The following is a 21,355-nucleotide window of genomic DNA, read 5'->3' as shown; positions in this document are numbered from 1 at the left end:
AGTCACTTGCCGCCCTCCTGCACCGTGTTGAGCACGCGCACGCCCCTGAACAGCGCCGACGGGCATCCGTGGCTGACCGGCGCGACCTGCCCCGGCTGGCCCTTGCCGCAGTTGAAGGCGCCGCCCAGCACGTACGTGCCCGGCCCGCCGACGCCGTCCATCGACTGCCAGAAATCGGTCGTGGTGGCCTGGTAGGCGAAGTCTCTGACCTGCCCGGCCAGCTTCCCGTGCGAGATCCGGTACGCCCGCTGCCCGGTGAACTGGAAGTTGTAGCGCTGCATGTCGATCGACCAGCTCTTGTCGCCCACGATGTACAGGCCGCGCTCCACGCCCGCGATCAGCTCCTCGGTGGAGGGCCCGCCGGGGGCGGCGGCCAGCGACACGTTCGCCATGCGCTGGATCGGCATGTGGCCGGGGGAGTCGGCGAACGCGCACCCGTTGGAGCGCCCGAACCCCTTCATCAGCGCCATCCGCCGGTCGAGCTGGTAGCCCACCAGCACGCCGTCCTTGACGATGTCGAAGCTCTGCCCCCGCACGCCCTCGTCGTCGTAGCCGACCGTGGCCAGGCCGTGGGTGACCGTGCGGTCGCCGGTGACGTTCATCAGCGGCGAGCCGTAGACCAGCTCGCCGAGCTGGTCGAAGGTGGCGAAGCTGGTGCCGGCGTAGGCGGCCTCGTAGCCCAGCGCGCGGTCGAGCTCGGTGGCGTGGCCGATCGACTCGTGGATCGTCAGCCACAGGTTGGACGGGTCGATCACCAGGTCGTAGTCGCCCGCCTCGACCGAGGGCGCGGCCAGCTTCTCGGCCAGCAGCTCGGGCAGCCGGCCCAGCTCGGCCGGCCAGTCCCAGCCCGTGCCGGTCAGGTACTCGTAGCCGCGGCCGACCGGCGGCGCGATCGTGGACATGTCGTCGAAGCCGCCCTCGTGCGCCTTCATCGCGTTGAGCGACGGATGCACCCGCACGCGCTGCTGCGTGGTCACCGTGCCCGCGGTGTCGGCGTAGAACTTCTGCTCCTTGACCTGCAGCAGCCGCGCCGAGACGTGGTCGGCGCCCTTGAGCAGCCCGGCCGACCAGTCGGCCAGCAGCCCCACCTTGTCGGCGGAGGGCACCTCGAACGGGTCGACGTCGTAGTCGGAGACCCACACCGCGTCGGCGTGCACCGGCTCGGGCGCCAGCTCGATGGGCTCCCGGTTGACCGGCGCGCTCACCTCGGCCACCCGCACCGCCTGCTCGGCCACCGCCGCGGCGGCCTGCGGGGTCAGGTGGATGCCGGCCGCGAATCCCCATGTGCCACCCTTGACGACACGGACCGCGTAGCCGAGGTCGTCGGCGTCGAGCGCGCCTTCGAGGCGGGCGTCGTACAGGCGCAGCGTCTCGGCCCTGACGCGTTCGAGCCGGAAGTCGGCGTGCTCGGCGCCGAGGTCGCGGGCGCGTTGCAGGGCCGCGTCCGCGAGCTGCCGCAGCGGCAGCTCCAGGAAATCGGGATCGATCTGGCGCATGTCCACGATCCTAACCCTGTGATCTTGTGCCACCCGGACAAGCGGATACCCGCAAGTAAGAGATAGCGTCAGATGCCATGGCACGCTCTGTACTCGTCACCGGAGGCAATCGCGGCATCGGCCTCGCGATCGCCCGTGAACTCGCCGCGGCCGGCGACGCCGTCGCGGTCACCTACCGATCGGGGGAGCCGCCGGAGGGTCTGTTCGGCGTCCGCTGCGACGTCACCAGCACGGCCGAGGTCGAGGCCGCCTTCGACAAGGTCGAGGCCGAGCAGGGGCCGGTCGAGGTCCTCGTCTCCAACGCGGGCATCACCAAGGACACCCTGCTGGCGATGATGAAGGAGGAGACCTTCACCGACGTCATCGACGCCAACCTGACCGGGGCCTACCGCGTGGCCAAGCGCGCCATCAGGCCCATGATGAAGATCAAGCGCGGCCGCATCATCCTCATCTCCTCCGTGGTCGGCCTGTCCGGCCAGGCGGGCCAGGCCAACTACGCCGCCTCCAAGGCCGGCCTGGTCGGCTTCGCCCGCTCCCTGGCCCGCGAGTACGGCTCGCGCAACATCACCGTCAATGTGGTCGCGCCCGGCTTCGTGGCCACCGACATGACGTCCGGCCTCGACCAGGAGGCCATCGTCAAGAACATCCCGCTGGGGCGGCAGGCCGCCCCAGCGGAGATCGCGCGCGTCGTCCGCTTCCTGGCCGGCGACGACGCCTCGTACATCACCGGGGCCGTGATCCCGGTCGACGGCGGACTCGGAATGGGGCACTGACGTGGGAATTCTCGAAGGCAAGCGAATCCTCGTGACCGGCGTGCTCACCGACGCCTCCATCGCCTTCTCGGTGGCCAAGCTGGCCCAGGAGGAGGGCGCGACGGTGGTGCTCACCGGGTTCGGCCGGCTGAGCCTGGTCGAGCGCATCGCCAAGCGGCTGCCCCAGACCCCGCCGGTGCTGGAGCTCGACGTCCAGGACACCGACCAGCTCGACACGCTGGCCGCCCGCGTGGGCGAGCACGTCGACGGGCTCGACGGCGTCGTGCACTCCATCGGCTTCGCGCCGCAGAGCGCCCTCGGCGGCAACTTCCTCAACACGCCGTGGGAGGACGTCGCCACCGCCCTGCAGGTGTCCACGTACTCGTTCAAGTCGCTGGCCGTGGCCTGCCTGCCGCTGATGAAGGAGGGCGGCGCGGTCGTCGGCCTCGACTTCGACGCCTCCAAGGCCTGGCCGGTCTACGACTGGATGGGCGTGGCCAAGGCCGGCCTCGAGTCGTGCAGCCGCTACCTCGCCCGCGACCTGGGCAAGCACAACATCCGGGTCAACCTGGTCTCGGCCGGGCCGCTGCGCACGATGGCCGCCAAGTCGATCCCGGGCTTCAAGGAGTTCGAGGAGAGCTGGCCCGAGCGCTCGCCGCTGGGCTGGGACCTCACCGACACCGTCCCGGCCGCCAAGGCGTGCGTGGCGCTCATGTCCGACTGGTTCCCCGCCACCACCGGCGAGATCGTGCACGTCGACGGCGGCGCGCACGCGATCGGCGGCTGAGCGCGCCTCACGCCAGGCGGTGCCTGCCGCTGCTGCCCGCCGGGGCCGGCTCGAACGGGATCGACTCGCTCGGCTCGGCCCGGTGCCGCCGCTGCTGCACGATCCGGGTGGCCAGCACCGCCGACCCCAGCAGCACGATCGTCAGCACGGTGCCCAGCACGTCGTGAGCCGGCGGGCTGGGCCGCACCACTCGCTGGTCGCGCAGCGGCACGGCCAGCTCGCGCCCGAACGGGTTGGGCCACAGCAGCTCCACCCGCGAGTCGTCGGGATCGGCGGTCGGCTCCTCGGCGGTGACCGGCCGCTCGTCGTCCAGCGTGTACGGCTGGTGCTGCGGCGGCGTGGGCGGTTGCGTCGGCAGCGGCGCGGTGGCCTCGTCGGTCTCGCGCTCGTGCGGCCGGTCGCTCCGGCGGCGCCCGGTCCCGGTCCCGGTCTCGGGCCCGGTCTCGGTCCCGGGCGAGGCCGTCGGGGTGGGGTAGGCCGTCAGCGACGGGAGCACGCCCTGGTCGTCGCAGGCCAGCACCGGCAGGCACACGTCCTTCAGCGTCTCGGGCACCAGGTCGCTGTGGCTGGGGCTGGGGGAGGGGCGGTCCGAGTGGGACGGTTCGGCGGGCCTGCCGGTCGGCACGGCGTCGCCGACGGTGCCCAGCACCTCGCCGGTGGCCTTGTCGACGCCCTTGGTCACCGGGTCGGCCTTGCCGCCGGTCACGTCGTCGACCGTGCCCGTGAGCGCGCCGACGACGTCGCACAGCGTGTCGGTGACGCCCGAGAGCAGCCCACCCTCGCCCGGGCAGCCCTGGACGGCGGCGGCGGAAGCGGCCGGCGCCCCCGCCGGGATCGCCGCCAGCGCCACCGCGAGCACCCCGGCCGAGATCGCGGTCCTGCTCCCCATCCGTCCCCTCCTGTGTCGCTTCAGGAGGAAATCCTTATGGACAAGGCCCGTCAGACGCAGGCTTTTTCCCGGTAAAGTTGCGATTCGGTATCGACTAGTGATACGCGAGATGGATTCTCGTTCGTCGTCAGTCGAGCGAGGACACGTCATCCAGCGCCTCCCGGATCTCGATCGGGAGCACGACGTCCTCGGCCGACAGAATCCCTTTGAGCTGCGTGTGGGTGCGGGCGCCGACGATCGCCGAGGCCACCCCGGGCTGGTCGCGCACCCACGACAAGGCCACCGCCAGCGGCGAGACGCCGAGCCCGTCGGCGGCGGTGGTGACCGACTCGACCACGCTGCGGCCGCGCTCGTCGAGATAGGGGCGGACGAAGTCGGCGAAGTGCGGCGTCGCGGCGCGGGAGTCGGCCGGGATGCCGGTGCGGTACTTGCCGGTCAGCACACCCCGGCCCAGCGGCGACCAGGCCAGCACGCCGACGTCGAGGTGGGCGGCGGCGGGCAGCAGCTCGCGCTCGGGCTCGCGGGCCAGCAGCGAGTACTCGACCTGGGCCGAGGTGATCGGGATGCGGCCGGGGACCGACCTCTGGGTGACCGCGGCGGCGGCGAGCTGCCAGCCCGCGTAGTCGCACACGCCGGCGTAGACGGCCCGGCCGGAGGAGACGATCGCGTCGAGGGCGGCCAGGGTCTCCTCCAGCGGCACCTCGGAGTCGTAGGTGTGCAGCTGCCACAGGTCGACGTAGTCGAGGCCGAGCCGGTTGAGCGACTCGTCGACGGCGGCGATCAGGTGGCGCCTGGAGGCGTCGCGCGGCCGGCGGCCGGTCGGGGTGACCACGGCCTTGGTGGAGATCACCAGCTCCGAGCGCGGCACGGAGTCGCGCAGCATGCGGCCGAGCAGCCGCTCGGAGTCGCCCCCGGTGTAGACGTCGGCGGTGTCGACGAGGGTGCCGCCCGCGTCGAGGAACGAACGGAGCTGGGCGGCCGCCTCCTCCGGGTCGGTGTCACGGCCCCAGGTCATCGTGCCGAGCCCCAGCCGGGACACCGACAGGCCGCTGCGGCCGACATAGCGCTGCTCCATGATCCCGCCAGGTTACCAAGAACGGGCTCGCCCGCCAGTCCGCCGCTCCAATGTCCTGCCTGGTGAGGAGCGTGGCGGCGGGTGGATGCGAAGTTTTCTCGCAGGTGCGTGAAACATGGTGATCCGCGCCTGCGACACTTGCTGGTGTGACCACCCTTCTGCTGGCCCGCCACGGGCTGACCGACCTCACCGGGCCGGTGCTGGCCGGGCGCACCCCGGGGGTGCACCTGAGCGAGGCCGGGCGGGCGCAGGCCGAGGCGCTGGCCGGCCGCATCGCCGGGGTCCGGCTCGACGCCGTCGTCTCCAGCCCGCTCGAACGCTGCCGCGAGACCGCCGAGGCCGTCGCCAAGGGCCGCGGGGCGGACGTGGTCCTCGACGAGCGGCTGATCGAGTGCGGCTACGGCGCCTGGACGGGCCGCCCGCTCAAGGAGCTCGCGCGGGAGCCGCTCTGGCAGACCGTGCAGGCGCATCCCAGTGCGGTGACATTTCCGGAAGGAGAGTCGCTGGCCGATATGCAACATCGGGCGGTCGCCGCGGTCCGGGAGTGGAATCGACGCCTCGGGTTGAAGGGTGTCTACCTGGCGTGCACGCACGGAGACGTCATCAAGGCGATCGTGGCGGACGCTCTGGGGCTGCACCTCGATCATTTTCAGCGGATAACAGCCGATCCTGCGGCCCTCACCGTGATTCGCTATGCCCCCTTGCGTCCCTTTGTTCTCAGGATTAACGATATGGGGGAATTGCGGTTGCCCGAGGATTCGGAGGAGAAAGACGGGGGAGAAAACATCACCGGGAGCGATGCCGCCGTCGGCGGTGGACCCGGGACCACGTAAGGTCAGGCTATGCCGGTCTTCGACTACGACCCACCGGAGAGGTTCGTCGCCGGCGCCCTGGGGCAGCCGGGCGCGCGGGTCTTTTTTCTGCAGGCCAGGGCCGAGGGCAGACTGACCACCGTGGCGCTGGAGAAGCTGCAGGTGGCTGCGCTCGCGGGCAGGCTCGACGAGCTGCTCGACGAGGTTCTGCGGCTCAGCGGGGGCACCGCGCACGTGCCCGCGCTGGCTCCGGCCGACCTGGCCGACGACGCCCCCCTCGACGTGCCGGTCGCGGAGGACTTCCGGGTCGGCACCATGGCGCTCGCCTGGGACGACGACAAGTCCCAGGTGGTGATCGAGGCGCAGGAGGTCATCGACGAGGAGGACCTCGACGGCCCCGACCCCGCCGTGCTGCGGGTGCGGATCAGCGCCGGGGCCGCCCGTGCCTTCACCCGCAGGGCGCTCCAGATCGTGGCGGCGGGCCGTCCTCCCTGCCCCCTGTGCGGGCAGCCGCTCGACGCCGAAGGCCATGTCTGCGTCCGACTCAACGGCTACCGCGGGGGTGAGGCGGCTTCATGACCGCTCCTGAGAGCGAACCGGCCGTCAAGCCGCCACAAGGGCCGATCATGCAGGAGGAGGAGGCGCTCACGCTGCTGCGCGACGGGCGCCTGGAGGTGGCCGGCCGCCTGGTCGAGGCCACCAACATGACTCTCTATTGCTCGATCAAGCTGGGCGGCCGCAGCGCCGCCTGCGTCTACAAGCCCGTCCGCGGCGAGCGCCCCCTGTGGGACTTCCCCGACGGCACTCTCGCCGCCCGCGAGGTGGCCGCCTACGAGGTCTCCCAGGCGACCGGCTGGCGCATCGTGCCGCCGACCGTCTACCGCGAGGGCCCGTTCGGGCCCGGCATGTGCCAGCTGTGGATCGACACCGAGCGCGAGATCGACCTGATGCGGCTGGTCAAGAGCCGCAACCCGGTGGTGCGCCGGATGGCGGTGTTCGACGCGGTGGTCAACAACGCCGACCGCAAGGGCGGTCACCTGCTTCCGCTGCCGACCGGGCACGTCTACGGCGTCGACCACGGCGTCTGCTTCTCGGTCGAGGACAAACTCCGTACCGTGCTGTGGCAGTGGCGGGGCAAGCCGCTGGCGCGCGAGGCGGTGGCGGTGCTGGCCAAGCTGGAGCGCGACCTGGAGTCGGGCTCGCTGGGGCGGCGGCTGCGCGAGCTGCTCACGCTGGCCGAGGTGGAGGCCACCTGGCGGCGGGTCAGGCGGCTGCTGGACACCGGCGTGCATCCGTACCCGTCGGAAGGGTGGCCGGCGGTTCCCTGGCCCCCTATCTGAGGACTGGCGGGGGTTTTATACCCTTTGCCGCATGTGCACGCTGATCGTGAGAACCGGGGAGCCGCTGACCCTCATGGGCGTGCGGGACGAGCTCACCGACCGTCCCTGGGAGGCGCCCGGGGAGCACTGGCCCGAGCATCCCGGGGTGATCGGCGGCCGTGACCTCAAGGGCGGCGGCACCTGGATGGCCGTCTCCCCGTCCGCCTGCCGCGCCGCCGCCCTCCTCAACGGCCACGGCACGATGGCCCCCGAGACCATCAGGGTCTCCCGCGGCGACCTGGCCCTGATCGCGGTGTCCACGGGCGACGTCCCGGACGTCGACCTGACCCGCTACGACCCCTTCCACCTCGTGCTCGCCGACCTGTCCGGCGTGCGGCTGTTCAGCTGGGACGGCGACCGCCTCACCGCCTCCGCCCTGCCCGACGGCACCAGCATGGTCGTCAACACCGGCCTCGACCCGGACGCCGGCCGCGTCCGGGCCCACCTGCCACGCTTCGCGAGCGCGCCCGACTGGGCGGAGCTGATCACCGGCGCGCACTCCGACCGGCCGGACGCCCTCCTGGTGCGCAACACCCTGCCCGACGGCCGCGTCTACGCCTCGCTGTCGGTGATGCGGGTCACCCTGGCTCAGGACGACACCGCCTACGAGTTCACGGACCTTACGGCACGGATAGGCTCAAAGGCATGAGATCGTGGTCTGCCCAGAACATCCCCAAGCTCCCAGGTGAGAGCATTCCGCTGCGTCTCTACGACACGACGACGAGGCAGGTGCGGCAGACCGATCCCGGCCCCACCGCCCGGATGTACGTCTGCGGCATCACCCCCTACGACGCCACCCACCTCGGCCACGCCAACACCTACCACGCCTTCGACCTGGTGGGCCGGATGTGGCGGGACGCCGGGCACGAGGTCCACTACACCCAGAACGCCACCGACGTGGACGACCCGCTGCTGGAGCGGGCCGCCCAGACCGGCATCGACTGGCAGGAACTGGCCGAGCGCGAGATCGAGCTGTTCCGCACCGACATGGAGGCCCTGCGCATCCTGCCGCCGCGCGAGTACGTCGGCGTCACCGAGGTCGTGGGCCACGTCGCCGACCTGATCACCGAGCTCGCCGCCAAGGGCTGCACCTACGACCTCGACGGCGACGTCTACTTCAAGGTGGCCGACGCCCCCAAGTTCGGCCAGGTGTCCGGGTACGACGAGGCCGAGATGCTGGCCCTGTCCGCCGAGCGCGGCGGCGACCCCGACCGGCCGGGCAAGCGGCACCCGCTCGACTGGCTGCTGTGGCGGGCCGAGCGGCCCGGCGAGCCGGCCTGGGAGACGAGCCTGGGCCGGGGGCGTCCCGGCTGGCACATCGAGTGCACCGCGATCGCGCTGCGCAACCTGGGCCCCGGCTACGACGTGGCGGGCGGCGGCTCCGACCTGATCTTCCCGCACCACGAGTGCGGCGCCTCCGAGGGGCACGCGGCGACGGGGGAGTGGCCGTTCGCCAAGTTCTACACGCACGCGGGCATGGTGGCGCTCGACGGCGAGAAGATGTCGAAGTCCAAGGGCAACCTGGTGTTCGTCAGCCGGCTGCGGCAGCAGCACGACCCGATGGCCGTGCGGCTCGTCCTGCTGGCCCACCACTACCGGGAGGACTGGGAGTACACGCCCGACCAGCTCGCCGCCGCCGAGCGCCGGCTCGCGCTGTGGCGCTCGGCCGTCGCCCTGCCGGGCGCGCCGCGCGCGGAGGAGCTGCTGGCCGCGGTCCGCGAGCGGATGACCGACGACCTCGACTCGCCGGGCGCGCTGGCCGCGATCGACGCCTGGGCCGAGCGGGCGCTGGCCGAGGGCGGCCCGCAGCAGCCCGGCCTGGTCAAGGACCTGACCGACGCCCTCCTCGGCATCGCCCTCTGACAAACCGACCGACGGGTGACATGGTCGTGGGGGGGGGGGGGGGGGGGGGGGGGCGCCGCGGGCCGCGGCCCCCGAGAAGGCCGACGCCCGGGCGCCCCCCCCCCCCCCGCGCGCCCCCACCCCCCCCCCCCCCCCCCCCCCCCCCCCCCCCCCCCCCCACCCCGCGCGGCGGGGGTGGGGGGGGGGGGGGCCCGCCCCCCCCCCCCCCCCCCCCCCCCTCCCGTGGAGTCGCCGATCCCTCGGCGTTCTCCGTCACACACGCAGCTCCTCGAACCTGTCGTTCGCGGCGAGCTCCGCGGTGAACCACTCGATCGTGCGCCGCAACCCCTCCTTGGCGGGCACCTCCGCCCGCCAGCCCAGCCGCTCGGCGGCCAGGGTGGTGTCGGGCCGGCGCACCTTCGGATCGTCGGCGGGCCGGTCGATGAACTCGATCTCCGAGGCCGAACCGGTCAGGTCGCGGATGAGGGTGGCCAGCTCCAGCATGGTCAGCTCGTCCGGGTTGCCGATGTTGACCGGGCCGGTGAAGTCGCTGCGGGCCATGGCCAGGATGCCCGAGACGGTGTCGTCCACGTAGCAGATCGACCTGGTCTGGGTGCCGTCGCCGGTGATGGTCAGCGGCTCGCCCTTCAGCGACTGCCGGATGAACGTCGGGATCGCCCGGCCGTCGAACGGGCGCATCCGCGGGCCATAGGTGTTGAAGATGCGCACGATCCCGGTGTCCGTGCCGCGCGAGTGGCGGTAGGCGGTGGTCAGCGACTCGGCGAAGCGCTTGGCCTCGTCGTAGACGCTGCGCGGGCCGACCGGGTTGACGTTCCCCCAGTACGTCTCCTTCTGCGGGTGCTCCAGCGGGTCGCCGTACACCTCGCTGGTGGACGCCAGGACGAACCGGGCGCCCTTCTCCCTGGCCAGCCCGAGCGCGTGCAGGGTGCCCACGCTGCCCACCCGCAACGTCTCGATCGGGTAGCGCAGGTAGTCGGCCGGCGAGGCGGCCGAGGCGAAGTGCAGCACCAGGTCCACCCGGCCCGGGACGTGCACGTACCCGGTCAGGTCGCTCTCGATGAGCCGGAAGGCCGGATTGTCCAGCAGGTGCTCGACGTTGCGCGGGCCGCCGGTCAGGAAACTGTCCATGCAGATGACCTCGGCGCCCTCGTCCAGCAGGCGTTCGCACAGGTAGGAACCGAGGAAGCCGGCTCCGCCGGTGACCAGAGCCCTCATGACGTGACCTCCAGAGCTGCGTCGACCACTTCCGACACCTCGATCCTGAGCAGGCCGGGATCGGGGCGCAGGCCGTGCGGGTCGCCCTTGCGACCGGCCCACAGGGCCACGTGCCGCCATCCGGGCGGCGGCCCCCACTCCGACGGCGGCACCGGGCCGAACAGCACCACCGACGGCACGCAGAACGCCGTCGCCAGGTGCGCGACCCCGGTGTCGCCGCAGACCACCAGCCTGGCCCGGCTGACCAGGTCGATCAGGTCGGCCAGCCGGGTGCGGCCGGCCAGCATGCGCTCCGGCGGCAGCCCGGCCAGCTCGGCGACCTTCCTGGCGATCGGCACCTCGTCGGCGTTGCCGGTGACGACCACGTCGTCCAGCGCCGCCGCGACCTCGGCGAACCGCTCGGGCGGCCAGCGCCGCGCCGGGTAGGCGGCCCCCGGATGCACGATCACCGGGCCCGTCCGGTCGGAGATGCCGAGCGTCAGGTCCTCCGGGTCGGCGGGGATGCCGTGCCACTCCAGCAGGCCGCACCAGCGCCGCACCTCGTGCACGCCGTCCTGCCACGGCGGGCCGACGCCGAAGCTGATCAGCCGGCCCGGGTCGGTGGCGCGCAGCGCCTCGATGCTCTGCGGTCCCTTGCCGTGCAGGTTGACCGCGATGTCGGGCCGCTGGAACGGCACCGGGCCCGGCCCGGACACGTCCACCTGGGCGTCCACCGCGCCGATCAGCGGCAGCAGGGCCTCCAGGGACTTCGGCGCGGCCAGCGTGATCCGGTGCCCGGGGAACGACTGCCGCAGCGCCCGCAGCGCGGGGACGGCCGTGAGCAGGTCGCCCAGGCCGAGCCCGCGCAACGCCAGCAGTTCTAGGGCCATGACGTCTCCGTCGAGGGGCAGACGACCAGCTCTCTGACCTCGCATCCGGCCGGCTGCCGGAGCGCGAACACGACGGTCTGGGCGACGTCGGCCGGGTCGTTCAGCCCCGCCTCCGGGCCCGGCTTGTACTGCTCGGGACGCCCGTCGAAGAAGCTCGTCCGCATGCCGCCCGGGATCAGCAGGGTCACCCCCACCTCGCCGCGCAGCTCGACCGCCAGGCCCCTGGTGAAGCCGACGACGCCGAACTTGGAGGCCGAGTACGCCGAGGCGTCGCTCAGCGGGCGCAGCCCGAGCGTCGAGGCGCAGGTCACCACCTTGCCGCGGCTCCGCTTCAGATACGGCAGCGCCGCCCGGACGACGGCGGCCGTGCCGAGCAGGTTGACCTGGATCACCCGCTCCCAGTCGTCGGCGGGCACGTCCTCCAGGCGTCCGCAGGCGTCGATGCCGGCCGCGGTCACCACGCCGTCCAGGCCGCCGGCCCGCTCGGCGAGCTCGCGCACGGCCCGCTCGGCCTGCCCGCGGTCGGCCAGGTCGGCCGTGACGTGGTCGAAGCGCTGGTCCGGCTCGCGCACGTCGACGACGAGCGCCCGCCAGCCCTCCTTCTCGACCGCTTCGGCGGTGGCCAGGCCGAGACCGGAGGCGCCCCCGGTGATCAAAATATTCACTGGATCTCCCTGATCAGATTGCTGGTCGAACGTCCCGGCAGCGTGCTGAGGGCGACGAACTCGGCGCCGAGCCGCTCCAGGACCTCTGACTCGGGCAGGACTTCCCCCTCGTAGTCCCCGCCCTTCACCCACACGTCGGGCCGCAGCAGCTCGATGGACTCGGCCGGGGTGTCCTCCTCGAACACCAGGACCGCGTCCACGCAGCTCAGCGCCCGCAGCACCTCGACCCGGTCCCGCGCGTCGACCACGGGCCTGGACGGGCCCTTCAGCCTGCGCACCGAGTCGTCGGAGTTGACGCAGACGACGAGAGCGTCGCCCAGCGCCCTGGCCCGCCGCAGGAGGCTCACGTGCCCCGCGTGCAACAGGTCGAAACAGCCGCCGGTGGCGATCAGCCGGCCGCCCTGCGCGCGGGTGAGCCTGGCCACCTCCAGCGCGGTGCGCGGCCGGTCGCCGAGCCGCTGTTCCTGGGTCCTGACGGTGGCGGCCCCGCCGCGCTCGACGAAGCGCGAGGCCTCGCCGACGCCGATGGTGACCGCCTCCTCGACGTCCGCGCCGTCCCGCAGCGCGAGCGCCGCGGCGCCGGCGAACCGGTCGCCCGCGCCGCACGCGTCCTGCCCGGCCGCCGTCACCGGCGGCGGCACCCGCGTCAGCGGGCCGCCCTGGACGGCCAGCGTGGCGCCGTTGCCGCCGGTGGTGACCGCCACGGCTCCCGCGCGCAGCTCCCGCACCAGGCGGCGGGCCGCGTGGTCGGGGCCGCGGTAGCCGTCCGGGCACAACATCCTGGCCTCCGCCTCGCTCGGCGTCACCAGCGTGCAGCCCGGCATGGGCGGCCCGCCCCGGGGGTGCGGGTCCCACACGACCGGTACGCGGGCCTCGCGCAGCAGCTCCCGGGCCATGCCGGCCACGCCCCTGCCGTAGTCGGAGACCAGTACGGCGCCGGCGCGGGCCAGCACGGCCGTGATCTCCTCGGGGATCTCGCCGGGCGGGTCGGACCGGGTGACGCCGTCGCCGCTGTCGAGCCTGAGCATGGTCTGGCCTCTCGACCTGACCCTGGTCTTGCGCACGGTCCCGCCGTTCAGCGGCAGGCGTACCAGCTCGACCTCCTCCGACAGCAGCGCGCACAGGCGGTGACCGTCGGGGTCGTCGCCGATCGCGGTGATCAGCACCACCTCCGCGCCGTCCCGCGCGGCCAGCAGCGCGGCCAGCCCGGCTCCGCCGGGGCGGGCGTGCTCGGCCGCGATGTCGACCACCGGGACCGGCGCGTCCGGGCACAGCCGCTCGCTGTCGCCCTCGACGTCCACGTCGAGCAGTGTGTCGCCGATGACGACGAGGGGGCCCATCAGACGGCCTCCTCGATGGCGTCGCAGAGCAGGTGGATCATGGCGAGGTGCACCTCCTGGACGGTGGCCGTCTCCTGCGCGGGCACGGCCACGGCCTCGTCGCACAGGTCGGCCAGCGGGTTCGGCGCGGGCCCGGTCAGCGCCCAGGCGACCACGCCGACCTCCTGCGCCGCGCGGGCCGCGGCCAGCACGTTCGGGCTGCCGCCGCTGGTGGACAGGCACATCAGCACGTCACCGGGACGGCCGTGCGCCCGCACCTGGCGGGCGTAGACCTCCTCGTGGCCGAAGTCGTTGGCGATCGCGGTCATCGAGGAACTGTCGCCGTGCAGCGGGATCGCCGCGTACGGCGGCCGGTCGGCCCTGAACCGGCCCACCAGCTCGGCCGTCAGGTGCTGGGCCTCGGCCGCCGACCCGCCGTTGCCGCAGGCCAGCAGCCGGCCGCCGGCCGACAGCACGCCGGCCAGCTTCCCGCCCCAGGCGCGGATGGTGACCGCGTGGTCGTCGACCTTCTCCAGCGTGGTCCAGAGCTTTTCCAGATGTCTGTCCATGATCAACCCCCCAGAGCGGCCAGGCGGCAGAGCTTGCCGTCGATGACCTGCGTGTACACCGCCTCGGTCTGCTCGGCGATGCGCGACCAGCCGTACCGCTCGCGGGCCCGCCGCGCCCCCGCCGCGCCCAGCGCCGCGCGCCTGCCCGGGTCGGCGAGCACGTCGCGCAGCGCCCTGGCCAGGGCCCGCGGGCGGCGCGGCGGGACCAGCACGCCGCAGCCCGCGACCGTGTCCAGGTGGCCGCCGACCGCCGAGGCCACGACGGGCACGCCGCAGGCCATCGCCTCGATCGGGACCATCCCGAACGGCTCGTACCAGGGCACGGTGACCACGACATCGGCCGAGCGCATCAACGCCGGCACGTGCGTGCGCGGGACGCTGCCGATCAGGTGCACCCGGTCCTGGAGCCCGTAGGCGAGGGCCAGGTCGCGCAGCCGGGCGGTCTCCTCCTCGTCGTCCGGGCCGCCGCCGGCGATCACCAGGTCGGCGTCCGGGAGCTGGCGCAGCGCGGCGATCAAGGTGTCCACGCCCTTGCGCGGCACCATCCGGCCGATGCTGAGCACCACCTTGGCGCCCGCGCGCGGCGCGACCGGCCCCTGCGGGCGGAACGCCGTCAGGTCCACCCCGCAGGGCACCACCGTGACGCGCCGCTCGGGCACGCCCATCGCGCACAGCTCGCTGACCTCGTCGCTGCAGGTGGCCAGCACGGCGTCGGCCCGCTTGCCGATCTCGCGCTCGGTTTCGATCCGGTGCGCCGGGCTGGTGTCGGCCTCGCCCTGCCAGCGCCGCTTCACGGTGCCGAGCGCGTGGAAGGTCTGCACCACCGGCACGCCCCCGGCGGCGGCCCGCAGGGCCGCCTGGCCGCTCATCCAGAAGTGCGCGTGGGCCACGTCCGGCGGGTCGGCCGCCCAGCGGTCGGCCAGGCGTTCGGTGAACTCCGGCATGTACGGCGGCAGCTCGTCCTTCGGCACGACCGCGGCCGGCCCCGCCGTGACGTACTCGACCGTGACGCCGGGCGCCATGGTCACCGCGTCGGGCTGCGACCGCGCCGAGCGCCTGGTGTGGACGACGACCGTGTGCCCGCGCTCGGCCAGTGCGACGGCCAGGTGCGCGACGTAGACGTTCTGCCCGCCCGCGTCCACGCCACCGATGGCCGCCAGCGGATCGGCGTGTTCGGAGATGAGATCGACCTTCACTGCGTCAGCTCCCTCACTGCCTTGACCACCTGCTCACTTGTCACCAGGGACAGGCACGGGTGCCCGGCCACCGGACAGGTGCGCGCCCTGCTTCCCGAGCAGGGCGCCTGCTGGTCGCCGAGCAGCACCGTGGGAACGCCGTACGGGGCCCATCGAGCGGCGGGGACGACAGGGGCGAACAGGCTCACGACCGGTGTGCCGACGGCCGCGGCCAGATGCGCGGGACCGGTGTTCCCGGCCACCAGCACACTGGCGCCTTCGATCACGGCGGCCAGCTCGGCGAACGTGGTCCTGCCCCCGAGGTCGACTGCCGCGTCGCAGGCCACGTAGGCGGTGAGGTCACGTTCCTTGCCGGTCACGACGACCCGGTGCCCGTCGTCCACCAGCTCCCTGACGGCCTGCCGATGCTTGTCGGCCGGCCACGTTCTGGCGGGGGCTGACGTCCCTGGATGCACCACGACGTACGAGCGTTCATCGGCAGCGCCGCCGACGCCTAGGAGCTGCCCGCTTTCCCGGCCGATATCCGGCAAGGGCCGCCGAACAGCCAGTTTGCCGTCGTCGCCGGGTGGCAGATCGAACCCGGCGGCCCGCGCGACGGCCAGCATGCGCTCGGCCTCGGGCACGTCGAGCGTCTCGTCCACGACGTGCCGGACGTCCAGGAGCGAGCCGGGGTAGTCGTTGCTGATCGCGCAGACGCGCCGCACGCCGGCCATCCGCAGCAACAGGGCCAGCGGCAGCGCCGACTGGTGGAAGGAGGTCAGCAGCAGCGCCTCGTCCACGCCCTCCACCCGGGCGATCAGGTCGGCGACCTGGGCGTTGGACACGGCGGCGGGGGAGTGGTCGATCCACGGCGCCCGCCACTCGATCACCCGGTCCACGCCGGGCAGCAGCTCGGCGGCGGCCCGGCCGTTGGGACCGGCCAGGAAGACCAGCTCGTCGGCGAGCGTGCGCACGGCCCGGGTGGCGGGCCCGGCCAGCAGGACGTCGCCGGCGTCGTCGAGCCGCGCCACCAGGACGCGTCCCCGGCCGCCGCCGTGCTCTCCGGCCGCCCGGCACGCCGCCGCCTCCAGCGTGCCGGCCTCCGCTGTGGCGGTCTGCGCTGTGGTGGGTTCCGCGGGCTTGCGGGCGCGGGCGGCCCGTCCGGCCTTGCCGCGGCACTGCGTGGCGTTCGTACGGCCGCGGCCGCACCGAGCCGCCGGATCGCGACGTCTCATCGCCGCCACCTCCATTCCCCCCGAAGCCGGTGCACACAGGCGACCGGCGGGATCACCACGCTGGTGACGGCCATGCGCCACACCTCGCGCGGAGTACGCGGCCCTGGGGCGATGCGCCGCCAGGCGAACTCGGCGGTCATCGCGGCCCACAGGGCTCCGGCGAACGCGGCCAGCACCGGCAACGCCCGCCACCCGCCGGCCGCGCCCCACCCGCCGGCCGCGCCCCGCCTGCCGGGCCGCCGATCGAGCCGCCTGCCGGGCCGACTGCCGGGCCGCTCGCCGGGCCGCCTCTCCGGCCACCGGTCAGCGCGCCCTTTCCCGGACGGGCGGGCCACGGTGGCGGCCAGGCCGAGGGCGGCGGCCGTGAGCGCGGCGGCCGAGGTGGCGGCGTGGCGGCGCAGCCGGCCGCCCGAGCCGCCGATCGCCTGCCGCCAGTCCGGCCCGTGCAGGTGCCGCATCAGCGCGTCGTCGGCGTTGCCGCGCTGGAAGCGCACGCTCGCCCAGAACCCGTCCTGGCGCACCGGGTGCGTGGTCACCCGCTCGCCCGCGACCAGCCGGTGGCCCGCCCGCGCCACCCGCAGGGCGATGTCGGCGTCCTCGCGGTAGGCGCGGGGGAAACGTTCGTCGAACCCGCCGGTCTGCTCCAGCACCGAACGCCGGTAGGCCATGTCGGCGGTCACCCACAGCGCGTCCGACAGCCCCAGCGTGTGCCGCTCGGCGTCGGTGGGCCGCCGGCCGGCCGGTCGCGGCACCACGATCCGGCCCTGGCTGCCGCCCACGTCGTCGGGCAGGTCCACCAGGTCCTTCCAGACCGCCTCGGCCCACCCGGGCGCGGGGATCACGTCGTCGTCGAGGAACACCACCCAGGGCGTCCCGGCGGCCCGCCACCCGGCGTTGCGCGCCGCGGCCGGGCCCCGGCCGCCCGAGCGCACGACCCGCACGTGATCGGGCAGCTCCAGCGCGGCGGCGCCCGCCCGCCGGTCGTCCACCACGATCACCGGCACCGACCGGCCCACCGCCGCCAGCGTCTCCCGCAGCGTGGCGCGGCCGATGGTGGGGATCACGACGGTGATCACGACGCGAACACCTCCCCGCGCCGCACCAGGTAAGGCCCCAGCGCCAGCACGTCCACCGGCGAGGAGCCGAAGCACTCCAGCGCGTCCCGCGGGTCGTCGACCATCGGCCGGCCCGCGGTGTTCAGGCTGGTGTTGACCACCACCGGCAGCCCCGTGCGCGCCTCGAACTCGGTCAGCACCCGCGCCATCAGCGGGTCGTCGGCCGGCGAGATCGTCTGGATGCGCGCGGTGCCGTCCACGTGCACCACCGCCGGGATGCGGTCCCGCCAGGGCTCGCGCACGTCGTGCACGAACAGCATGTACGGCGAGGGCACCGGCCCCCGCCCGAAGATCTCCGGCGCCCTGGACTCCAGGACCATCGGCGCGATCGGCCGGAACTGCTCCCGGCCCTTGACGTCGTTGAGCCGCTCGGTGTTGCCCGCGTGCCCCGGATGGGCCAGCAGCGACCGGCGGCCGAGCGCCCGCGGCCCGTACTCGGACCGGCCCTGGAACCAGGCCACGATCCGGTCGGCGGCCAGTTCGGCGGCCACCGCCGCGCCCAGGTCGGCCGGCCGCGTGTACGGCACCCGCGCCACGTCCAGCCAGGCGCCCAGCTCCTCGTCGGTGAACCCGCGCCCGAGCGCCGCGCCCGGCATGGGACCGGCCGGCTCGCCGTAGGTCTGCGCCAGGTGCAGCGCGCCGCCCAGCGCCGTGCCGGAGTCGCCGGCGGCCGGCTGGGCCCACACCTCCTCGAACGGCCCCTCGTCCAGCAGCCGGGTGTTGGCCACGCAGTTCAGCGCCACCCCGCCGGCCAGCGCGAGCCGCCGTTCGCCGGTGCGCTCGTGCAGCCAGCGGGCCAGCTCCAGCAGCACCTCCTCCAGCCGGGCCTGCACGCTGGCGGCCAGGTCGGCGTGGTCGGAGGTCCACGGCTCGCCCATGCCCAGGGCCTTGACGTAGACGTTCCAGTCGACCGGCTCGACGCGGAAACCGCCGTCGCCGGTCGTGTAGATGATCTCGCGCAGCGACTCCAGGTGGCGCGGCCGGCCGTAGGAGGCCATGGCCATGACCTTGTACTCGTCGCTGGAGCGCAGGAAGCCCAGGTGCTGGGTGACGTCCTCGTACATCAGGCCGAGCGAGTGCGGCAGCTCCTGGGCGGCCAGCACCTCCAGCTCGCCGTCGCGGTAGCGGCCGGCCAGGTGCGAGACGTTCTCGCCGCGCCCGTCGCACACCAGCACCGCGCAGTCGCGCCAGGGGGAGGCCAGGCCGGCCGAGGCGGCGTGCGCCACGTGGTGCGGCACGTAGGTGACCTGCCCGGCGTCCAGGCCCGGCAGCGCGGTCGCCAGGAAGGCGGGGGCCCGGACGGCGTACTTCGTGCGCAGGTCCTCCCAGTCGCCCTCCGGCCGCTGGACCACCAGCGCCGGGTCGTAGGAGTAGGCCACGGCGTCCAGGTCCTCGGGGGACAGGCCCGCCTCGTGCAGGCACCAGGCGGCGGCCTGCTCGGGCAGCTCCCACGCGGAGAACGCCAGCGGCCGTTTGCCGTGCTTGCGGCGGCTGAAGCGCTCCTCCTCCGCCGCGGCCACGATCTTCCCGTCGACGACCAGCGCCGCGGCCGGGTCGTGGAAGATCGCGTTGATGCCGAGAAACTTCATCGTTTCCTCCCCCGCAGATGTCGAGAACCGCTACCGAGAGAAGCGGCTCTCAAACCTGGGGCTACCTCGGGAGATGCGAAAACGGGCGAAACCGCCTGGGATTAGTCACTCTGAGTAGTTGTTTGCCGGGTGGTGGCCCGGGTAGCTGCCGGACCACGCGACGGAGGTGAGAGGTGTTCGAAAAGCGACGTCCCGGGGCCGTCCTCTTCGACCGGGACGGAACCTTGATCAAAGACGTGCCGTACAACGGCGACCCGCGCCTCGTCGAGCCCATGCCGGGAGCGGTCGAGGCGCTCGGCAGGCTCCGCCGGGCCGACGTGCCCGTCGCGGTGGTCACCAACCAGTCCGGCGTCGCCAAGGGCCTGCTCTCGCCGGACGAGATGGACCAGGTGAACGCCAGGGTGGAGGAGCTGCTCGGGCCGTTCGACGCGTGGGCCATCTGCGTGCACGACGACGCCGACGGCTGCACCTGCCGCAAACCGGCGCCGGGGCTGGTGATCAGGGCGGCCGCCGTCCTCGACGTCAGCCCGCGCGACTGCGTGGTGGTCGGCGACATCGGCCGGGACATGGAGGCGGCCAGGGCCGCGGGGGCCCGGGGCATCCTCGTCCCGACCAGGCAGACGCTGGAGGAGGAGATCGAGCAGGCGGCCGAGGTCGCCGACGATCTCACCGACGTCGTCGACCGGGTGCTCAGCGCGCCCGAGATGCCCGTGGCGGCGGCCTCGTCCGCGCCCTGGGCCCGGGCCATGGGCTGGAGCCGCTGGTGAGGATCCTCATCTGGCACGTCCACGGCTCGTGGACCAGCGCCTTCGTCAGCGGCGGCCACGACTACGTGCTGCCGCTCGTTCCCGGCCGCGGTCCCGACGGCCGGGGGCGCGCCGCCACCTACGACTGGCCGGACAACGTCCGCGAGGTGGCCTACGACCGGCTCCGCGACGAGCCGATCGACGTGGTCGTCTACCAGCGGCCGCACGAGATCGACCTGGCCCGCGAGTGGCTCGGCCGCGCGGCCCCCGGCGTGTACGTCGAGCACAACACCCCGGCCGGCGACGTCCCGCGCACGAGGCATCCGCTGTCCGGCCAGAGTGACATCACGATCGTCCATGTGACCCACTTCAACGAGCTGTTCTGGGACAACGGCCGGGCGCCCACCCGCGTGATCGAGCACGGCGTCCCCGACCCGGGCCACCTGTACACCGGCGAGCTGGCCAGGGCCGGCGTCGTGGTCAACGAGCCGGTACGCCGTACCAGGGTCGCCGGCACCGACCTGCTGCCGCGCTTCGCCGAGCGCGTCCCGCTGGACGTGTTCGGCATGAAGGTGGACGGACTGCCGTACGGCACCTACGAGGACCTGCCGCAGCACGTCATGCACGCCGCCCTGGCCCGCAGACGCGCCTACCTGCACCCCTACCGCTGGACGTCGCTGGGCCTGGCCCTCATCGAGGCCATGACCCTGGGCATGCCCGTCGTGGCGCTGGCCACCACCGAGGCCGTCGAGGCGGTGCCGCAGGAGGCCGGGGTGCTCTCCACCAGGGTGGACGTGCTGGCCGACGCCCTGCACGCCTTCGTCACCGACCCCGAGCGGGCCGCCCAGGCCGGCAAGGCCGCGCGCGCCGCCGCCCTGGCGCGCTACGGCCTGCCCAGGTTCCTGCGGGACTGGGACCGGCTGCTGGCCGAGATCTGAGCCGGGATGCAAGTCGAGGTCCGAGCCGGGATCTGACAGGTATGACGCCGGAAGGCATGGGTAGGCGCGATGGGCATGATGATGCTCAACTGGTCACGCAGGGCAGCCTGCCTGGAACTGGACCCCGAACTGTTCTTCCCGATCTCGCTCGAAGGCCCCGGCCGCTCGCAGGTCGAGAAGGCCAAGACCATCTGCGGCCGGTGCCCCGTGCGCCGGCCCTGCCTGCAGTACGCGCTGGACACCCGTCAGGCGCACGGCGTGTGGGGCGGCACCGACCCCGAACAGCGGCGTGAGCTCAGCTCGCCGGCAGTGCCTCGGCAAGAAAGCGTTCCCGCTCCTCAGCTTCGAGGTGGTCGCTGAACAGCACCCCGTCGAGATGATCGGCCTCGTGTTGCAGCACCCTCGCCAGCACGCCCAGCGCCCGTAGCGTCACCGGCTTGCCGAACATGTCGCGGCCGCGCGCCGTGACCATGTAGGAGCGTTCCAGCGGACGCCAGAGGCCCGGCGCCGACAGGCACGCCTCGTCGGCGGTGATCCGCCGTTCCGACAGCTCCAGCCGCGGGTTGACCAGATGCCCGGACCGGCCGTCGTAGGAGTAGACGAGCACCCGCACCGGCTCGCCGATCTGCGGGGCCGACAGGCCCGCCCGGCCCGTGCCCGCCCGCAGAGTGAGCGTCAGCGACTTCACCAGGCGCCGCAGCTCCCGGTCGAAGTCGTGCACCGGCTCCGCCACCACGCGGAGCACCGGATCGTCGAACACGCGAATAGGCCGGACCGTCACCCGCAACTCCCCGAAACGCCGCGATCGTCATGCGGAACGGTTCCCGTCGCCGGATCCCCTCAACCCTGAAGGCCGGGCCTTGTAGC

General features: G+C 73.5%; 23 protein-coding genes. 10 read left to right on the top strand and 13 right to left on the bottom strand.

Features of this window, described 5'->3' with window-relative positions; genetic code table 11:
* Positions 1–2: 2 nt before the first annotated feature.
* Positions 3–1,496 carry a TldD/PmbA family protein gene (locus ACIBQ6_RS38230; protein WP_352327883.1) on the bottom strand — a complete coding sequence of 498 codons (1,494 nt, stop codon included), beginning with the start codon at positions 1,494–1,496 and terminating at the stop codon, positions 3–5.
* A gap of 77 nt (positions 1,497–1,573) precedes the next feature.
* Between ACIBQ6_RS38230 and ACIBQ6_RS38225 the strand changes: the two genes are divergently transcribed.
* Together ACIBQ6_RS38225 and fabI are read left to right on the top strand one after the other, a co-directional pair.
* Entirely contained in the window at positions 1,574–2,269 is a 696-nt protein-coding gene (locus ACIBQ6_RS38225; protein ID WP_358008091.1) for a beta-ketoacyl-ACP reductase, read from the top strand.
* 1 nt (position 2,270) lies between these two features.
* A complete protein-coding gene (gene fabI / locus ACIBQ6_RS38220; protein WP_352327881.1) occupies positions 2,271–3,035 on the top strand; it encodes an enoyl-ACP reductase FabI in 765 nt (254 codons plus the stop codon).
* A gap of 7 nt (positions 3,036–3,042) precedes the next feature.
* Here the strand turns inward: fabI and ACIBQ6_RS38215 are convergent, their stop codons facing one another.
* Together ACIBQ6_RS38215 and ACIBQ6_RS38210 are read right to left on the bottom strand one after the other, a co-directional pair.
* Entirely contained in the window at positions 3,043–3,924 is an 882-nt protein-coding gene (locus ACIBQ6_RS38215; RefSeq protein ID WP_397218060.1) for a hypothetical protein, read from the bottom strand.
* A gap of 127 nt (positions 3,925–4,051) precedes the next feature.
* A complete protein-coding gene (locus ACIBQ6_RS38210; RefSeq protein WP_358302276.1) occupies positions 4,052–4,999 on the bottom strand; it encodes an aldo/keto reductase in 948 nt (315 codons plus the stop codon).
* Positions 5,000–5,145: 146 nt separating this feature from the next.
* On the opposite strand from ACIBQ6_RS38210, the gene ACIBQ6_RS38205 reads away from it, so the two are divergent.
* The 5 genes from ACIBQ6_RS38205 to mshC are packed head-to-tail and all read left to right on the top strand — an operon-like array spanning position 5,146 to position 9,053.
* Positions 5,146–5,832 (top strand): MSMEG_4193 family putative phosphomutase, encoded by a 687-nt coding sequence (locus ACIBQ6_RS38205; protein ID WP_397218058.1) that lies wholly within the window; start codon positions 5,146–5,148, stop codon positions 5,830–5,832.
* Between the two features lie 9 nt (positions 5,833–5,841).
* A complete protein-coding gene (locus ACIBQ6_RS38200; RefSeq protein ID WP_352363409.1) occupies positions 5,842–6,390 on the top strand; it encodes a DUF3090 domain-containing protein in 549 nt (182 codons plus the stop codon).
* Entirely contained in the window at positions 6,387–7,151 is a 765-nt protein-coding gene (locus tag ACIBQ6_RS38195) for an SCO1664 family protein (protein ID WP_352327876.1), read from the top strand. Before ACIBQ6_RS38200 ends, ACIBQ6_RS38195 begins: the two co-directional genes overlap by 4 nt.
* Before the next feature lie 31 nt (positions 7,152–7,182).
* Entirely contained in the window at positions 7,183–7,839 is a 657-nt protein-coding gene (locus ACIBQ6_RS38190; protein ID WP_397218056.1) for an NRDE family protein, read from the top strand.
* Positions 7,836–9,053, top strand: a complete 1,218-nt coding sequence (mshC, locus tag ACIBQ6_RS38185) for a cysteine--1-D-myo-inosityl 2-amino-2-deoxy-alpha-D-glucopyranoside ligase (RefSeq protein ID WP_397218054.1) — start codon at positions 7,836–7,838, stop codon at positions 9,051–9,053. Before ACIBQ6_RS38190 ends, mshC begins: the two co-directional genes overlap by 4 nt.
* Positions 9,054–9,305: 252 nt before the next feature.
* Here the strand turns inward: mshC and ACIBQ6_RS38180 are convergent, their stop codons facing one another.
* The 9 genes from ACIBQ6_RS38180 to ACIBQ6_RS38140 are packed head-to-tail and all read right to left on the bottom strand — an operon-like array spanning position 9,306 to position 18,804.
* Entirely contained in the window at positions 9,306–10,268 is a 963-nt protein-coding gene (locus ACIBQ6_RS38180; RefSeq protein ID WP_358298968.1) for a UDP-glucuronic acid decarboxylase family protein, read from the bottom strand.
* The gene (locus ACIBQ6_RS38175; RefSeq protein ID WP_397218052.1) at positions 10,265–11,137 is read right to left on the bottom strand and encodes a glycosyltransferase family 9 protein; all 873 of its coding nucleotides are present in this window, start codon (positions 11,135–11,137) and stop codon (positions 10,265–10,267) included. The genes ACIBQ6_RS38180 and ACIBQ6_RS38175 overlap by 4 nt, the downstream gene beginning before the upstream one ends.
* Positions 11,128–11,802 carry an SDR family oxidoreductase gene (locus tag ACIBQ6_RS38170; protein ID WP_352363997.1) on the bottom strand — a complete coding sequence of 225 codons (675 nt, stop codon included), beginning with the start codon at positions 11,800–11,802 and terminating at the stop codon, positions 11,128–11,130. Before ACIBQ6_RS38170 ends, ACIBQ6_RS38175 begins: the two co-directional genes overlap by 10 nt.
* Positions 11,799–13,142, bottom strand: coding sequence for a PfkB family carbohydrate kinase (locus tag ACIBQ6_RS38165; protein ID WP_358298972.1), 1,344 nt, complete (start codon positions 13,140–13,142; stop codon positions 11,799–11,801). Before ACIBQ6_RS38165 ends, ACIBQ6_RS38170 begins: the two co-directional genes overlap by 4 nt.
* Entirely contained in the window at positions 13,142–13,690 is a 549-nt protein-coding gene (locus tag ACIBQ6_RS38160) for an SIS domain-containing protein (protein WP_357977238.1), read from the bottom strand. The genes ACIBQ6_RS38165 and ACIBQ6_RS38160 overlap by 1 nt, the downstream gene beginning before the upstream one ends.
* 2 nt (positions 13,691–13,692) lie before the next feature.
* Positions 13,693–14,886, bottom strand: a complete 1,194-nt coding sequence (locus ACIBQ6_RS38155) for a glycosyltransferase (protein WP_397218050.1) — start codon at positions 14,884–14,886, stop codon at positions 13,693–13,695.
* The gene (locus ACIBQ6_RS38150) at positions 14,883–16,100 is read right to left on the bottom strand and encodes a glycosyltransferase family 9 protein (protein ID WP_397218048.1); all 1,218 of its coding nucleotides are present in this window, start codon (positions 16,098–16,100) and stop codon (positions 14,883–14,885) included. The genes ACIBQ6_RS38155 and ACIBQ6_RS38150 overlap by 4 nt, the downstream gene beginning before the upstream one ends.
* Positions 16,097–17,176, bottom strand: a complete 1,080-nt coding sequence (locus ACIBQ6_RS38145; RefSeq protein WP_397218046.1) for a glycosyltransferase family 2 protein — start codon at positions 17,174–17,176, stop codon at positions 16,097–16,099. Before ACIBQ6_RS38145 ends, ACIBQ6_RS38150 begins: the two co-directional genes overlap by 4 nt.
* A complete protein-coding gene (locus tag ACIBQ6_RS38140; RefSeq protein ID WP_397218044.1) occupies positions 17,173–18,804 on the bottom strand; it encodes a carbamoyltransferase in 1,632 nt (543 codons plus the stop codon). The genes ACIBQ6_RS38145 and ACIBQ6_RS38140 overlap by 4 nt, the downstream gene beginning before the upstream one ends.
* 173 nt (positions 18,805–18,977) lie before the next feature.
* Here ACIBQ6_RS38140 and ACIBQ6_RS38135 point away from each other — a divergent pair, with 173 nt between their 5' ends.
* The 3 genes from ACIBQ6_RS38135 to ACIBQ6_RS38125 all read left to right on the top strand — a co-directional run bounded on the left by ACIBQ6_RS38135 (position 18,978) and on the right by ACIBQ6_RS38125 (position 20,848).
* Positions 18,978–19,571 (top strand): HAD-IIIA family hydrolase, encoded by a 594-nt coding sequence (locus ACIBQ6_RS38135; RefSeq protein ID WP_358298981.1) that lies wholly within the window; start codon positions 18,978–18,980, stop codon positions 19,569–19,571.
* Positions 19,568–20,488, top strand: a complete 921-nt coding sequence (locus tag ACIBQ6_RS38130; protein WP_358298983.1) for a glycosyltransferase — start codon at positions 19,568–19,570, stop codon at positions 20,486–20,488. Before ACIBQ6_RS38135 ends, ACIBQ6_RS38130 begins: the two co-directional genes overlap by 4 nt.
* A 75-nt stretch (positions 20,489–20,563) precedes the next feature.
* Positions 20,564–20,848: a WhiB family transcriptional regulator gene (locus tag ACIBQ6_RS38125; RefSeq protein WP_357977583.1), complete on the top strand. Its 285-nt coding sequence runs from the start codon at positions 20,564–20,566 to the stop codon at positions 20,846–20,848.
* On the opposite strand, the gene ACIBQ6_RS38120 is transcribed toward ACIBQ6_RS38125, so the two are convergent.
* On the bottom strand, positions 20,784–21,248 hold the full coding sequence (locus tag ACIBQ6_RS38120) for a peptide deformylase (protein WP_352364015.1): 465 nt from the start codon (positions 21,246–21,248) through the stop codon (positions 20,784–20,786). The two genes, ACIBQ6_RS38125 and ACIBQ6_RS38120, sit on opposite strands and share 65 nt — an antisense overlap.
* Positions 21,249–21,355: the final 107 nt, after the last annotated feature.

It is taken from the genome of Nonomuraea sp. NPDC049655, from assembly GCF_044465465.1.
GTDB lineage: Bacteria > Actinomycetota > Actinomycetes > Streptosporangiales > Streptosporangiaceae > Nonomuraea.
This window is presented reverse-complemented; position numbering and strand designations above follow the sequence as displayed.